General features: G+C 31.2%; 11 protein-coding genes and 1 pseudogene. 10 read left to right on the forward strand and 2 right to left on the reverse strand.

The features are described 5' to 3' along the window. Positions 1–32: 32 nt before the first annotated feature. The 5 genes from JG776_RS03215 to JG776_RS03235 all read left to right on the forward strand — a co-directional run bounded on the left by JG776_RS03215 (position 33) and on the right by JG776_RS03235 (position 7,020). Positions 33–1,553 carry an ATP-binding cassette domain-containing protein gene (locus JG776_RS03215; RefSeq protein ID WP_291964655.1) on the forward strand — a complete coding sequence of 507 codons (1,521 nt, stop codon included), beginning with the start codon at positions 33–35 and terminating at the stop codon, positions 1,551–1,553. An 11-nt stretch (positions 1,554–1,564) separates the two neighbouring features. Then, positions 1,565–2,740 (forward strand): sugar ABC transporter permease, encoded by a 1,176-nt coding sequence (locus JG776_RS03220; protein ID WP_291964657.1) that lies wholly within the window; start codon positions 1,565–1,567, stop codon positions 2,738–2,740. A 240-nt stretch (positions 2,741–2,980) separates the two neighbouring features. Further along, positions 2,981–4,963, forward strand: coding sequence for a methyl-accepting chemotaxis protein (locus JG776_RS03225; protein ID WP_291964659.1), 1,983 nt, complete (start codon positions 2,981–2,983; stop codon positions 4,961–4,963). A gap of 274 nt (positions 4,964–5,237) precedes the next feature. Beyond that, positions 5,238–6,629, forward strand: a complete 1,392-nt coding sequence (locus tag JG776_RS03230) for a glycine--tRNA ligase (RefSeq protein WP_291964661.1) — start codon at positions 5,238–5,240, stop codon at positions 6,627–6,629. Between the two features lie 13 nt (positions 6,630–6,642). After that, complete coding sequence (locus JG776_RS03235; protein ID WP_291964663.1) at positions 6,643–7,020, forward strand: DUF6762 family protein; 378 nt, start codon at positions 6,643–6,645, stop codon at positions 7,018–7,020. A gap of 90 nt (positions 7,021–7,110) precedes the next feature. Here JG776_RS03235 and JG776_RS03240 read toward each other — a convergent pair whose 3' ends face one another. Further along, positions 7,111–7,299, reverse strand: coding sequence for an aspartyl-phosphate phosphatase Spo0E family protein (locus tag JG776_RS03240; RefSeq protein WP_291964665.1), 189 nt, complete (start codon positions 7,297–7,299; stop codon positions 7,111–7,113). Positions 7,300–7,599: 300 nt separating this feature from the next. Here JG776_RS03240 and JG776_RS03245 point away from each other — a divergent pair, with 300 nt between their 5' ends. From JG776_RS03245 to JG776_RS03260, 4 genes are all read left to right on the forward strand, one after another. Next, complete coding sequence (locus tag JG776_RS03245; RefSeq protein ID WP_291964667.1) at positions 7,600–9,330, forward strand: methyl-accepting chemotaxis protein; 1,731 nt, start codon at positions 7,600–7,602, stop codon at positions 9,328–9,330. A 67-nt stretch (positions 9,331–9,397) separates the two neighbouring features. Further along, positions 9,398–10,381 (forward strand): HD domain-containing phosphohydrolase, encoded by a 984-nt coding sequence (locus JG776_RS03250; RefSeq protein WP_291964669.1) that lies wholly within the window; start codon positions 9,398–9,400, stop codon positions 10,379–10,381. Positions 10,382–11,051: 670 nt separating this feature from the next. Further along, positions 11,052–11,417: an EAL domain-containing protein gene (locus JG776_RS03255; RefSeq protein ID WP_291964678.1), complete on the forward strand. Its 366-nt coding sequence runs from the start codon at positions 11,052–11,054 to the stop codon at positions 11,415–11,417. A 243-nt stretch (positions 11,418–11,660) separates the two neighbouring features. Then, positions 11,661–11,810, forward strand: coding sequence for a Spo0E family sporulation regulatory protein-aspartic acid phosphatase (locus JG776_RS03260; RefSeq protein ID WP_242826173.1), 150 nt, complete (start codon positions 11,661–11,663; stop codon positions 11,808–11,810). A gap of 79 nt (positions 11,811–11,889) precedes the next feature. Here the strand turns inward: JG776_RS03260 and JG776_RS03265 are convergent, their stop codons facing one another. After that, positions 11,890–12,972, reverse strand: a complete 1,083-nt coding sequence (locus tag JG776_RS03265; RefSeq protein WP_291964672.1) for an RNA-binding domain-containing protein — start codon at positions 12,970–12,972, stop codon at positions 11,890–11,892. 414 nt (positions 12,973–13,386) lie between these two features. Between JG776_RS03265 and JG776_RS03270 the strand changes: the two are divergent. Next, positions 13,387–15,630, forward strand: a pseudogene (locus JG776_RS03270) (ABC transporter substrate-binding protein). The last annotated feature ends 334 nt before the right edge of the window (positions 15,631–15,964 follow it).

A 15,964-nucleotide genomic window follows, 5' to 3' on the forward strand; every position in this document is an offset into this window, starting at 1 on the left:
TTTTAATGTTTTATCAAGGAGCGAGCGGTGTTATGAGCGATTATATTTTAGAGATGAAAAATATAACAAAAACATTTCCAGGAGTTAAGGCTCTTGATAATGTAAATTTTAAGGTTAAAAGAGGAGAAATCCACTGCTTAGTAGGTGAAAATGGTTCAGGTAAATCAACTTTAATGAAGGTTTTAAGTGGTGTATATCCTTATGGAGAATATTCAGGAGATATAGTTTTTAATGGAAATATCCAAAGGTTTTCACATATATCAGATAGTGAAAAGGTTGGTATTGTAACTATATATCAAGAACTTGCACTAATCCCTGAACTTACAGTATATGAAAATATTTTTTTAGGCCACGAAATTAAAGAAGGTAAATTTATAGATTGGGAAGAGACAATAGTTAGAGCCAAGGAGATGCTAAAAAAGGTTAAACTTAATATAAATCCTTCAATTAAAATTAAAGACCTTGGTGTTGGAATGCAACAACTTGTTGAAATAGCAAAGGCCTTAAGTAAAAATGTAAAACTTTTAATACTTGATGAACCAACAGCTGCTCTAAATGAAGATGATAGTGAAAATCTTCTTAAACTTATAAAAGAATTAAAGGCACAGGGAGTAACCTGTATTTTGATATCCCATAAGTTAAAGGAAGTTTTAGAGGTTGCAGATTCTATAACAGTATTAAGAGATGGAAAAACAATTTGTTCACTGGATAGGGAAAAGGATAAGATTACAGAAGGTATTATTATAAAACATATGGTTGGTCGTGAAATAGATGATATATATCCAAAGAGAAATATAAAGAATTTTGGTGACAAGGTACTTGAGGTTAAGAATTTAAGTGCCTATGATTCTAATTTAAATAGGCAGATACTAAAAGATGTTTCCTTTAATGTAAGAAAGGGAGAAATAGTTGGTATCGCAGGGCTTATGGGTTCAGGAAGAACAGAACTTGCCTTGAGTATATTTGGCAACTCAAAGGGTTATAGAGTAAAGGGAGATATTTTTGTCAATGGAGAGAAGAAGAGATTTTTAAAACCAAAGGATGCAATAAAGGCAGGAGTAGCCTATGTAACTGAGGATAGAAAGGGAAATGGTTTGATTTTAATCGATGACATAAAATCAAATATAACCTTGGCTAATTTAAAGTGCCTATGTGAAAAGGGATTTATAAATCAAAACGAGGAAATAAAGGTTGCTAATGAATATAAGGCATCTTTGAAAATAAAGGCTCCAAGTGTAGAACAAAAGGTTGGGAATTTAAGTGGAGGAAATCAGCAAAAGGTTTCTCTTGGAAAGTGGTTATTTTCAAGACCACACGTTCTCATACTTGATGAACCAACAAGAGGAATAGACATTGGAGCAAAATATGAAATCTATACCCTAATGAATGAACTTGTAAAGCAGGGTATGAGTATAGTTATGATTTCATCAGAACTACCTGAAGTTCTTGGAATGAGCGATAGAGTATATGTAATGTCAGATGGGAAAATAGTTGGTGAATTACCAATAGAAGAGGCAACCCAAGAAAAAATTATGGAACTTGCAACTAATTAGGAGGCGTGGATATGGATTTTATTAAAGAAGCAAAACAACTTTTAAGAGAAAATATTCGTGAATATGGTATGTATATAGCCTTAGCAGTTATAATGCTTATATTTACAATAGGAACTGGTGGGTTATTTATGTCTTCAAGAAATATAAGCAACCTAATAAACCAAACTGGATACATTGCAGTTTTATCTGTTGGTATGACTTTGGTTATTGTAATAAGACATATTGACCTATCAGTTGGATATGTTGCAGGATTTTTAGGAGCACTCATTGCAATTTTACTTACTAAGTATGGCACTCCTGTTCCTGTAGCAATCCTTGTAGCATTGATATTGGGTTTACTCATTGGTCTTTTCAATGGATATTTGATTGCAAATGTAGGTATCCCAGCCTTTGTTGCAACATTGGCGGGTATGCTTGTGTTTAGAGGAGCACTTTTACTTGCTACAGAGGGTACAGGAACAATAATAATACCAAACAAAAGCTTTAATGCAATAGGAAATGGATATATTCCAGATATTGCAAATATAAAAGGAGTTCATCTTCTAACTTTACTAATTGGTGCTTGTGCAATTGTTTTCTATATCTGTAGTGAATACAAAACAAGAAAAAATAAGCAAAGATACAACTTTGAAGTTATTTCAAAACCTATGTTCATTTTAAAATTAATATTCATATCATCAATAATAGGATATGTAACTTGGATTCTTTCAGGATATAATGGTCTTTCTTGGACAGTAGTTATTGTAATTATTGTAGTTGCTGTATATCATATAATAACCACAAAGACATCCCTTGGAAGACATATTTATGCGGTAGGTGGAAATCCAGAGGCTGCAAAGCTAAGTGGTATTGATGTAAGCAAGATAACATTGATAGTTTTTGGTTCAATGGGACTACTTGCAGCACTATCAGGAATTTTATACACTGCACGTTTGCAATCAGCAACAACTACAGCGGGAACACTATTTGAACTCGATGCAATTGCAGCTGCCTACGTTGGTGGAGTTTCTGCAGCAGGTGGTGTAGGAAAGGTTACAGGTTCAATAGTTGGTGCGCTTGTTATGTCATCCCTTATTAACGGTATGAACTTGATGGGAGTAGGTATTTCATATCAATACATTATAAGAGGTGCTGTTCTTGCAGCAGCAGTAATATTTGATGTAAAGACAAGAAACAAGAGCAAGTAATTTTGAGAAGTTCCCCCTTAAATTATATATTTCCTATTAGATGAAAGGGTAGAGGCTGTTTAAAAATAGCCTTTATCTTTTTATTTTTATAGATAAATTGTATTTAATGAAATTTTAAATATAATTTAATTTCAAAAAAATGTCGAAAATTTAAAATTGTAATAGAATTATGACGATGATATAATAAAATATATAATATTTTATACATAAATAGGAAGTGTAAAGGAGGTATATTTTATAATGAAGAAAACAAAAAGAGGTAAACTTAGAAATAAGCTAACAAGTATCATTGTCCTTACAGCAATTATTCCCCTTTTATTAGTTTCATTTATTCTTATTAACAACAGTACTAAACTTGTTGAGGAGAAGGTAAATAATTTAACAAAACAAATATCTGTTGAAAAGGTAGCATATATAGATTCTTTAATAGATGTATCAAAGGCAGCAACAGAGTCTATAACAAAAAATGAAGTGATTCTTTCTGGTAATAGAGAAGATATATTTTCAACATTAACAAATTATAAAACATCAAATCCAAACTTTTTTCAAATTTATATAGGAAAACAAAATAAGGAGTTTATAATAATTCCGCAAAAGGAAATGCCAAGGGACTATGACCCTACACAAAGACCTTGGTATAAGGATGCAACAAGTAATTTTGGCAATGTAATAATAACAAAGCCATATAAATCAACTACAACCGGATATATGATGGTAACAGTTGCAAAGGCATTTAAATTAAATGATGGAACAGAGGCTGTTGTTGGAATAGATATAACTCTTGAGGCACTTATTGAACACATAGTTAAAACTAAGGTTGGAGATACTGGATATGCAGCACTGATACTTGAAGATGGTACAATAATAGCACATCCTAATAAAGAAATGGTATTAAAAAATATTGTTGAAGAATTTGATTTTGGGAAAAGTATGATTGAAACAAAGAGTGGAAATTTTAAATATAAGTTTAATGGAGAAAATAGAATAAGTGGGTTAGAACAGTCAAAGCTTACAAAATGGATTGTAGTTTCAACAATGAATGAAAGTGAATATAAAAAAGAGCTATATGCAAGCATATTTAAGGTGATTATAATACTAATATTGACATTGATTGCAATAATATCATTAGGCTATTATTTATCAATGCAAATTACAAAACCTTTGATAAATTTATCAGCATTGATGAAGATGGCAGCAGAAGGTGATTATACAATTGAAGTTGATGTAAATCAAAACAATGAAATAGGCGATATACAGGATAGCTTTAGGACTATGGTAGAGTCACAAAAGAATATGATTAAGGAAATTATAGAAAATGCCCACGAAGTTTTAAGTCAATCAGAGGGGCTATCTTCTATATCTGAAGAGATGGCATCGTCATCTGAGGAACTTGCAAAAACAATTCAACAGGTTGCAGAGGGTTCATCAGCCCAAGCCAATGATCTACAGGATATTGTTGCAGCAATGACGGATTTATCAAATAAAATTGAAAACCTATATGAAGAGTTAAAAAATGTAAAAAATGAAACTGATAATGCGACAGATAGGGCTAAAGTAGGTAAGGGAGAAATAGAAAGATTAGTGCAATCTATAGATGAAATTCAAAAATCCTTTGAATTAGTTGTGGATAAGGTTAATAACTTAACTACTTCTGTTAAGGAAATAAATAATATAACAAATACAATAAATACTATCTCAGAGCAGACTAACCTACTTGCATTAAATGCAGCAATAGAGGCAGCAAGAGCAGGCGATGCAGGACGTGGTTTTGCGGTTGTAGCAGAGGAAGTAAGAAAGCTTGCTGAAGAATCTAAAAAGTCTACAGCAGAAATAACACAGCTAATTAATTCAATTCAGATGGATGTTCAGGAAGTTATAAATTCATCAAACAATGTAAATGGCTTAGTAAAAGAGCAAACTAATGTTGTTCAAAATACAGTTGTTGCCTTTGGTGAGATTTTAGAATCTGTTGAAAAGGTTGCACCACTTATTGATAACACATATAGAGAAATGAATGTAATGGAAAAGGCTAAGAATGATGTTTTACAAAAGGCAGAAGGGGTTACTGCAGTTGTTCAAGAAAATACAGCAGCCTCAGAAGAGGTTGCAGCATCTTCAGAGGAACTTTCAGCATCTTCAGAGGAGGTAGCAGCAACATCTCAAAGCCTAAGTTCTATGGCTAATAATTTGGTTAATGCTGTAAAGAAATTTAAAGTGGAGTAACAATTACCCTTGACAAAATTTATCTATTTGTTATCATAAAATTTAAGAAATTAATATTTGTGCTATGAGAGGAAGGAGTAGCTGAATAAGTTGCTTTTAGCGAACCGAGGAGGGTGAAAGCTCGGTAGTAACCTTCAGTGAAGGGCAGCCTTGAGCACTACCTTAAAGTTGGGCGTTATGCCAATAAGGGTGGAACCGCGGAAGTAAACCTTTCGTCCCTTGCCGGGATGAAGGGTTTTTGTTTTGGAAAAAATAAAAAGAAGGAGGTACAAAAATGGCAGTTGAAAAGACAATGGATAAGATTGTTTCCCTTTGTAAAACAAGAGGTTTTGTTTTCCCAGGTTCAGAGATATACGGAGGTCTTGCAAATACTTGGGACTATGGTCCACTTGGGGTTGAATTTAAAAATAACGTAAAGAAGGCTTGGTGGAAAAAATTCATTCAAGAGAGTCCATATAATGTTGGTTTGGACTCAGCAATCCTTATGAATCCTGAAGTTTGGGTTGCATCAGGGCACGTTGGAGGCTTTTCAGATCCTCTTATGGACTGTAAAGAATGTAAAACAAGATACAGAGCTGATAAACTAATAGAAGATTTTATGAAAAATGAAGGAGTTGAAAATCCAATCGTAGACGGTTGGAGTAACGAAAGGATGAAGCAGTACATAGATGAAAATGGAATAGCTTGTCCTGAATGTGGAGCTAAAAACTTTACAGACATAAGACAATTTAATCTTATGTTTAAGACATTCCAAGGAGTTACAGAGGACTCAAAGGCACTTGTATATTTAAGACCTGAAACTGCACAGGGTATATTTGTAAACTTTAAGAACGTTCAAAGGACAACAAGAAAGAAATTACCCTTTGGTATAGGACAAATAGGAAAATCCTTTAGAAACGAAATAACACCTGGTAACTTTACATTTAGAACAAGAGAATTTGAGCAAATGGAACTTGAATTCTTCTGCAAGCCAGGAGAAGACCTAAAGTGGTTTGAATATTGGAAGGAATTCTGTAAAAATTGGCTACTTAGCCTTGGTATGAAGAAAGAAAACATTAGACTTAGAGACCACTCAAAGGAAGAACTATCCCATTACAGCAATGCTACAACAGACATAGAATACAAATTCCCATTTGGCTGGGGAGAACTATGGGGAATTGCAGATAGAACAGACTTTGACCTAAAGCAGCATATTAATCATTCAGGAGAAGATCTTGTTTATTTTGACCCTGAAACAAATGAAAAGATAGTTCCATACTGTATAGAACCATCTGTTGGTGCAGATAGAGTTGCCCTTGCCTTCTTAGTTGATGCCTACGATGAAGAAGAATTAGAGGGCGGAGATGTAAGAACAGTTTTAAGACTACATCCAGCACTTGCTCCATTTAAGGCAGCAGTACTACCACTTTCAAAGAAACTTTCTGATGAAGCCTTTAAGGTATATGAAATGCTTTCTAAGAAGTTTATGGTTGACTTTGACGAAACAGGAAGTATAGGAAAGAGATATAGAAGACAGGATGAAATAGGTACTCCATTCTGTATAACCTTCGACTTTGATTCATTAAATGACAACTCAGTTACAATAAGAGATAGAGACACAATGACTCAAGTTAGAATACCAATTGAAGAAGTTGCAAAATATATAGAAGAGAGATTAGAATTTTAAAGAGGTGTAATATATGGAAATTGATGCAAAGGCACTTGTTCTAATGAAGAGGGAAAATGGAGTTCTTCAGGAGGAACTTGGAAGCTATGAGATTGAAGAGGGTTTAAATTTAGTCTATAAGGCGTATGTTGAAGATGGTAAGGTTTATCTTTTCCTCACCACAAAGGATGATGTTACAGATGAGGAATATACACAAATATATGAGATGTATGACATAGAAAAGTACAGCCAGATGGGATACAAGGTAGAGGAGATAGACGATGAATACAACCCAATGTGGTGTGTAGAGCTTGACTTTGTAGATGACCACGAAGAGATGCAGGAGAGATTAAATGATGTAATTTTATTCCATAATGATGAGATGAATAGAATATATGAAGAAATAAGGTAAGTTAAAAACAGCCCACCTTATTAAAGTAAGGTGGGCTGTTTTTGATAAGGTATTATATAACAAAACACTCTACAAATTAATAAATACTAATCATTTAGACATATCTAAATAAAAATTTATTACTTCATCTAATTGTTTACTAATACTTAATACTCTTTTATCTGATGTTCCATATAGATTTATATTATCTTCCAGTATATTACGTAGTTTTATAATTTCTGATTTTAGTTTTTTTATTTTGTTCTGCTTATTATTTACAATATTTCTCATCATACCCATATACCCTCCTCCTTTTAAGTTCACAACGCGACAATTCGAAATTTTAAAACAAATTAACTTAAAATGCAATATTTATTACACTAAATTAACATACATCCAACCAAATTAATAAAAATATAATAATTAATAATGTGATGTCGATAAATGTCAAAACAAAGCAGTTTACATCAATTTATGTCATATGATATAATTTAAAATAGATTTTTAAATTTAAAAGTTTAATATACTAAAATAAGAATTAAAAACCAATAAAGAATCTATTTTAAATAATTGAATACAAATTAATGAGGAGGTTTTTTAATGGTGAGAGGGAATAGTACAGGGAGTAAAAATCTTCTCAAAAACATTAAAATGATTTCTCTTATACTAATCTTAATTGCCTTTATGGGAGCTTCATTAATTGGTATTTCATTATTAGGAATGAGCAATATGCGGGTATTAAGTGGGGATATGAATAATCTATATAATGAAAGGATGCTACCATCCCTTGAACTAAAGCATATTGAAACAGAGTTTTATAAGATAAGATTATCTTTGGTACAGATGGTCTATTCAAATAAGTATGATGAAGCATTAGAACAAAATATAAACAAACAAAAAGATAGCATTGACAAGATACTTGAACATTATAGAAATACTAAAATGAATGAAGAACAGAAGAAGATGTTATTAGAAGTAGAAGGTACATATAATGCATATATGGAAAATTCAAAACTATTAATAAATAAATTAAAGACAGGACAATCAATAGCTGCAGAGGAAATTCAAAATTTAAAAAGTTTAACTGAAAATATTCAAAATGCAATAGATACATTAGTGCAAAAAAATGCATCTGAAGCAACAATAGCAGTTGATAGAGCAAATTTACTATATTCTAAATCAAGAAATATAATGCTTAGCGTGTCTTTAATAATGGTAATTATATCAGCAGTTTTTGCTTATTTGGTTACAAAATTATTAAAAAATTCAATGGCACAAATAAACTATGTTGCAGAAAAGTTAAGTCAATATGATTTTGCAGTAGAGCTGGATACTGAAGGAAAAAATGAATTTATAGAAATGAATAAGTCTCTATCTAAAGTTATAGATAATATGAAGAAGGCGTTGGCTGAAATAAAAGAAAATACAGAAATCCTAAGTGCAAGTTCACAGGAATTATCTGCAACATCAGAGGAGATGGCATCATCATCACAGGAACTTGCAAAGACAATGGAACAGGTGGCAGAGGGTGCAACATCTCAGGCAAATGACCTACAGGATATAGTAAATTTAATAGCAGATTTAACTACAAACATAGAAAATGTATACGCTGAACTTAGAAATGTAAAGACAGAAACAGATAATACAACGGATAAGGCAAACATTGGTAAAAAAGAAATGGACAAGCTTATAAAATCTATAGAGGAGATAAAAAATGCCTTTGACGTTGTTGTAAATAAAGTTGGAACACTTACAGCTTCAGTTAAGGAGATAAACAATATAACAAATGTAATAAATGCAATTTCAGAACAAACAAACCTACTTGCCTTAAATGCAGCAATAGAGGCGGCAAGAGCAGGAGAGGCAGGACGTGGATTTGCAGTAGTTGCAGATGAAGTTAGAAAGCTTGCAGAGGAATCAAAGAAATCAACAGCAGAGATAGTTGAACTTGTAAATTCAATCCAAAATGATACAGATGAAGTTATTAAAACATCAAATGAGGTTGAAAGTTTTATAAAGGCACAAACAACTGCTGTAGAAAATACAGTAAACTCCTTTGCTGATATTTTAGATTCAGTTGAAAATATAGCACCTCTTATGAATAGAACATATGATGGAATGGATAAAATAGTAAAATCTAAGGATGAGGTTTTATCAAAGGTAGAAGGGGTAAGTGCAATTGTAGAGGAAAACACAGCAGCATCAGAGGAGGTTGCAGCTTCATCCCAAGAAATATCAGCAGCATCAGAGGAAGTTGCTGCGACAGCACAAAACTTAAGTGCTATGGCTATGGATTTAGCTAATATAGTAAGTAGGTTTAAGGTTGAATAAATGAGTGCCATAAATTTTTATGGCACTTTTAATAATAAAAAAATTAATATAGAAAAGGGGCATTAGAATGAGGCTTTATATATTGACAGAAAAATTAGAAGGACAGATACTTGGTAATACTATTTATAATGATAATGGAGTTTTATTTTTAAGAGAAGGAAGTCCATTGACAGCTAATGCTATTAAAAAACTTAAAAATATGGGTATTAATACTGTATATATAAAAAGCGAAGATAAAGAGGATGATTTTAGCATTCAGGAAGTATTAGAGTCTCAAATAAAATTAAGGCTTGTAAAAGAATTAAATGGTATTTTTAATGAAGTGAAGACTAAAAAATATGTAGATTATGAGAAGTCATATAAAATTGTTAAAGAGATTTTAGAAAATATTAATATGTCTGAAAATGCAATTTTGTTAAACAATTTGATTTATAAAGATGAAATAAGTTGTTTATCTATCCATTCAATAGACGTTGCAATATTATCAATTATTATTGGAGTTAATAAAAGATATGATGAAAAGAAACTTTATAATTTGGGCTTAGCCGCACTTTTACACGATGTAGGTAAAGTTATAAATAGTGAAAAGGATCACCACACTATTTTAGGGTACAATCTGTTAAAATCAAATGTTATGTTTAAAGCAACTACATATACATCAGTTTATCAACACCACGAGATGAACGATGGCAGTGGGCCATTAGGGTTAAGGGGAGATAATATATTTGAATTTGCAAAAATAATAAATATATGTGATATGTATAAGAACTTAATAGAAAAGGAAAAGCTAATGCCTCACCAAGCAATAGAACATATATCCGCTCTTACAAATAAAGTGGATCAAGATATTTATAGAGATTTTATAAAAAATATATATTGTTATCCAAATGGATTAAGAATTCTATTAAATAACGGAGAAGAAGGTGTAGTAATAGCTCAAAATAAAAACATTGGAACAAGACCAATAGTAAAGGTTAAAAAGGATGGAATAAATCACTTTTATAATCTACAATCTGAGTTGACGTTGTTTGTTGAAAAGGTATTGTTGTAGTTTAACATTATATGGAACTCATTATAAAAGTCTCCTATGCTTTATGTATAATTAGCATAGGAGATTTTTTAAGTTTGATGGGGAAGTTTTAATGTTAAAGGGTTTAAGTTCAATTTTATTGAACTTAAACCTTAAAGAAGAAAGGTGAATGTGTAAATGAGATTAGCATTGAAATTAATTTTTTATACAAATAAATATTAGATTTATAGCAATAATAATATAAATAATTAAAAACTGTCTACAGTTTTTAACAACACAATCTATTCAAAAAAAGTGATAGTCAGTTTGGCGGTTAGCCAATTAGGGGGAAGTACTGACTATCAAAAGCCATTGTCAAGTATATAATATAACAAAATAATACAAAATTCAACATTAAATTACAAAATCCAATAAAATAATTCAAAAAGAAAAGATAGTCAAAGTTATGCTGGGGTGTTACAGAAAGGGTACTTTGACTATCTTTAAAGATGATTGGGGAAAAGTAGATTTATTGGGGAAAGCATATTTGTTTGTAATTCTATAATATAAAAAATATGACAAAATACAAGATAAAAATACAAAATAATTCAAATAAATTTTGTAATTTAATGATTATAGAAATTATATATTTTAAAAATAATTGCAATTTAGTAATTTCATAATGTAAAAGAATTTAATTTAAAATAGTAAAATTGTAAAAAAAGATAATGAACATACTATTCAAAAATTGAAAACAATAAAGGACTTAGGAATTAAGTTGATATTAGATGATTTTGGAACAGGTTATTCTTCCTTGAGCTATCTAACATATATTCCTGTTGATAGAGTTAAATTAGACAAGTCTTTAAATGACAGGTTTGTGAATAAATATAATATAGAAACTATAAAAAATATTATTGGCTTAATAAAAAGTTTAGGTTTAACTGTTACGGCAGAAGGAATTGAAAATATGGAACAGGTAGAAATACTAAGGGAAATAGGATGCGATTATGTTCAAGGATATGTTTTTTCAAAACCACTACTTTCTGAAGGGTGCATAGATTTATTAAAAAATTAATTGTTAGGGCAGGTATTCAATTAGAATGCCTGTCCTTTTTTATATGAGAAAGATTTTAGGAAGATTAATCATTTAGGCTATACATAAAATTTAATATGAACTTTTGGGTTATTTCCTATTTTTAGTAATGAAATTACAAAAAATTAATTGGTATTCTACAAAATATTACACAACAATTAGACAAAATAATACAAATTTTTTTAAAAGATTTTGCTATAATAAAAATAAAGCGTGGTGAAAATAATGATTACAAAAGAAGTACTAAATAAAGAAATGCAGAAGTTAAATGAAATGATAGAAATGAGTGATAAGTATTCCTATGAAGATATTTTAAAGCAGAGCCAGTTGGTAGATAAGCTAATTGTCGATTTTATGAAGAAAACAAGCAAATAAGGAGAGAAAAGAAAATAGAAATAACAGAGGAGAAATCTTAAAATACCTGTTCTATTTATGTGATAGAACAGGTATTTTTTTATCTTATTATTATCTTTGTAATGTCCTGTGATGGGCCTTCGAATACCTTAATCTTTTTTAGTTTTTTTATATTAGGGTAGAGAAAATTCTTATCAACGTCAAAAATCATAAGTTTAAAGTACATCCAAAGATTTTTAAATTCAAGTTTTCTAAAATTATTTTTATCTAAAAGCCCTGGTATTATCATTTCTATTTTATCTTTATATATTAAAACTTCAATGCATCTATTTATGTTAAGATAATTTCTTTCAATAAGTGCTTTAGCTACACAAAAGTTGATAATATCCATATTTTCATATTTTTTAATAGATGACAGAGTTTGGCTTATTCCATTAAGTTGATTTAAAATGTTCCCTGTACAAACCTTTATGTTAGCATCTGAACCAGATGTGAAATCCTTTATTAAAACAGAGGTGTGGGGAAAATAGATTTGAGGATTTTTGGAAAAAAGGAGTATTCCACCAAGGGTTGGATATATTTTTTTAGTTTCCCTATCTTGATATAAAAATCCCGATGAAATAAGCTGTACTTCAGCATTTTGATAGTTAAGACCAGAAAGATTAAAATATTTTTCTATAAGCTTAAAATCATAGTCTGATATTTGAGCATTAAAAACTGGAGTTTGTTCAATATGAATAAGTCCATATTCTTGAAGCATATATGCAATCTCTTCCTTATGCATAAAATCAGTTGTTGAACCTCGCCTTATATAAAAGGCACCATTTTCTTTAAGTTGATGAGGCTTATTGTTGGAATTATATATAGTTATAATTCCAAGGTATTTTCCGTGATAGTTTACAAGTTCTGCAGATACTGTAGCAGGAGGGTCAAGCCTTGTACTTATTATCTGCTGTATTTTTTCTTCATTAAAATCATCCTTGTTTATTCCTACTATTTTTTTAGTCTTATCCTCGATGCCATAGATGATGTAACCTCTTCCACCATAGCTATTGGCAATAGCACATACATCCCTTGCAAGTTCCTTTTTTTCACCTTCTGTATTTAATGATATATCCTCTTTATAATCAAGTTTTGGCCCCTCAGGTTTAGATAGCAAAAGCTTTAATTTTTTTACATCCACGCATATTCACCTCAATATTATTATATTCCTTAATAAGAAATAATTGGTTTACTTACTTATAATTTTAATGTATAATCTATTTTTATAAAACACATTTAAATTAATTATATTTTATGTTAAATTTTTAATTTGGTTGTTAAGAAATTTTAAAAACAGACGATAATTAAGTGTTAGAACAAATCTGTGGGGGGTATTCTAATGTTTTTTAAACGAAGGAATAAAGAAATAGCAGTAACAAAGGATGAATTTGTACCTGAGGTTAAAGCAAATAAAAGGGATGCAAAACTTGCACTATTAAAGAAAAACCAAAGGGCAATAGTGGACAGGATAACTTCAAAGCTTGATGAAACAAAAAACACTACACAGGCATTAATTAGTTCTATAACTACAATAACTAAGGATGTAGAAGTTCAGATGGATGCAATAGAGCATCTTGTTCACGAGATAAATCAATATACTGCACTTGCAGAGGAGGTATATGCAAGTACGATAAATTCAGAACAGATAGCAGCACAAACATTAGAGACTGCAAAGATGGGCAATAGTGCCGTTGAGGTTTCAATAGGTGCAATGAATGAAATAGAAACATCAATGAATTACGTAAAGGATGCAGTTATTTCACTTGAAGAAAAGGCATCACATATAAATGATATGTTAAAGATTATAAGGGATATAGCAGAACAGACAAACCTATTATCCCTTAATGCCTCAATAGAAGCAGCACGTGCAGGAGAGGCAGGACGTGGTTTTGCAGTTGTTGCAACAGAGGTTAAAAAGCTTGCAGAGAGAAGTAGGGAATCTGCAGATACAATTTCAAAGACTATACAGGAAATAAATTTAAGCATAAAGCAAACAATAGATGCAATTCAAAGGAGTAACCTTAAGGTTAAAGAGGGCGTTGAAAAGGCAAACCATACTATGGAGGTATTCAATAATATAATAGAAGCTGTAAACACAACAGCAAGAACCTCAATAGAAATAAAAAATGCAATACAAGAACAAACTCAAAGCTTAGAAAAGGTTATAAACTCCACAGAAGATATGAATAAAACCTCAGAAAAGGTTATGGCAAAGGTTGAATCAGCAGCCCTTTCAACAGAGTATACAAAAAATGCAATAGAATCACTAATAGAGGTATCCAACGATTTGAAAAATGTTTCAGATAATCTTTTAAGCAGGATAGATGAAGTTGAAGAGGAAAATAGAGTTTTAAGGACAACAATAAATGGAACTCCATCAACAATAGACCCTGCAATGGCCTTTGACCAACAGAGTGCTAAGATATTTATTAACGTTCACGCAGGGCTGTTAACCCCAGGACTTGGTGTAGAGATATATCCTGGAGTTGCAAAGAGCTGGTATGTTGAGGAGGATAACCTTACTTGGATTTTCAATCTAAAAAAAGGAGTTAAATTCCATAACGGAAGAGAAGTTACTGCACAGGATGTAAAATACTCCTTTGAAAGACTTTTGAGTCCAAAGCTAAATTCACCAAATTCTTGGTTTCTATTCGATATAGAAGGTGCATCAGAATACAATCAAGGGAAAATAAGAGAGGTTTCAGGTATAAAGGTATTAGATAAATATTGTATTTCACTAAAGTTAAAAAAGCCCTATACAGGATTCTTACTAAACCTTGCTCAAAGCTGTTGTGCTATACTTGCTAAAGAGGATGTGGAAAGAGGAGTATTTACAGGCTGTGGCCCATACAAAATAACTAATGTGAGTGAAAATGGATGTGTTCTTGAAGCCTTCCACGACTATTTTGGAGGATGTGCATATATAGATAGAATAGAAGTAACCTATGTAGATGATGAAGTTATTAAGAAGTTTGTAGATAGAGAATATGATTTCATTCCAGTTGACGATAGAAATACTCTTGAAAAGATTAAAGAGGCAGGTCTAAGTAACACTGTAAAACTACAAAATGTTATGACAACAACCTATGCAGGAATAAATTTAAGAAGTTCATCTGCCTTTGTTAAGGATAAGGATGTAAGAAGGGCACTAAACTATGCAATAAACAAGAAAAGAATAATAGATGAAGTAATGGGTGGTATGGCTGTTGAATCAAAGGGACCACTTCCACCAAGTATAATCGATAACAAATACTTAAGAGGTTATGAATACAGTCCACAAAAGGCAAGGGAGATTTTAAGTAAATAGGGTATAAAGGAGAAGTTAGTTATACAAATAAGACAAGGAAATGGTACCTCTGCAAACGAAAGAATAGCAGAGTATATGAAGGAAGATCTAAAGGCTGTTGGAATTGAATGTGTAATAGATAAAGTTCCTGCAGATAAGTACCTAAAGCCTGAAAGTATTGCAAAATGCCATATATTCATAAGTGGTTGGGTTGCAGATACAGGTGACGCAGACAACTACTTAGAACCACTGTTTAACCCAGCAAATTTCACAGATTTTACAGGATATGAAAATCAAGAAGTTTTAGAACTTATGGCAAGGGCAAAGACAATAGTAAATCCTGAAAAGAGAATAGAAATGTATAAAAAGATACAGGAGATAATTGTAGATGATGCACCTTGGGTATTCTTATATCATCCTCAATCAGGATTTGCAGCCCATAAACATCTTGCAGGTGTAAGATTAAGTTCACTTGGAAAGACGAAGTTTGATGATATTATGATTATAGAATAAAGTGTACTTAAAAGTAGACAAGTTAACAAAGATTTGCTACAAACTGTACAGGAAATCGGACAAATTATGCCAGTAGGCTATATAGAGTGTATCAAAGACAGGACAAATTTTTTATGTCCTGTCTTATTTTTTTACAACAATGTTTAGGTTACAACTATTTTTATGTAAAAAAGTTGGCATAGAAATTGCTATGTTAATAACGAAAGTTAATTTTATAACAAGTTTGGGGTGATTATATGGATTTTTCATTAACAAGAGAACAGCAGCTATCAAAACAAATGTTTGAAAAGTTTGTAGAAAATGAAGTAAGACCAATAGCAGCAGAGATTGATAA

It is taken from the genome of Caloramator sp. (assembly GCF_020054765.1).
GTDB lineage: Bacteria > Bacillota > Clostridia > Clostridiales > Caloramatoraceae > Thermobrachium > Thermobrachium proteoclasticum.

Bases quoted from the DNA above. Each gene is read 5' to 3' on its own strand.
- JG776_RS03235 (WP_291964663.1), top strand. From the start codon at position 6,643: ATGGAAATTGATGCAAAGGCACTTGTTCTAATGAAGAGGGAAAATGGA.
- JG776_RS03260 (WP_242826173.1), top strand. From the start codon at position 11,661: ATGATTACAAAAGAAGTACTAAATAAAGAAATGCAGAAGTTAAATGAA.
- JG776_RS03250 (WP_291964669.1), top strand. From the start codon at position 9,398: ATGAGGCTTTATATATTGACAGAAAAATTAGAAGGACAGATACTTGGT.
- JG776_RS03245 (WP_291964667.1), top strand. From the start codon at position 7,600: ATGGTGAGAGGGAATAGTACAGGGAGTAAAAATCTTCTCAAAAACATT.
- JG776_RS03215 (WP_291964655.1), top strand. From the start codon at position 33: ATGAGCGATTATATTTTAGAGATGAAAAATATAACAAAAACATTTCCA.
- JG776_RS03240 (WP_291964665.1), bottom strand. From the start codon at position 7,299: ATGGGTATGATGAGAAATATTGTAAATAATAAGCAGAACAAAATAAAA.
- JG776_RS03220 (WP_291964657.1), top strand. From the start codon at position 1,565: ATGGATTTTATTAAAGAAGCAAAACAACTTTTAAGAGAAAATATTCGT.
- JG776_RS03230 (WP_291964661.1), top strand. From the start codon at position 5,238: ATGGCAGTTGAAAAGACAATGGATAAGATTGTTTCCCTTTGTAAAACA.
- JG776_RS03225 (WP_291964659.1), top strand. From the start codon at position 2,981: ATGAAGAAAACAAAAAGAGGTAAACTTAGAAATAAGCTAACAAGTATC.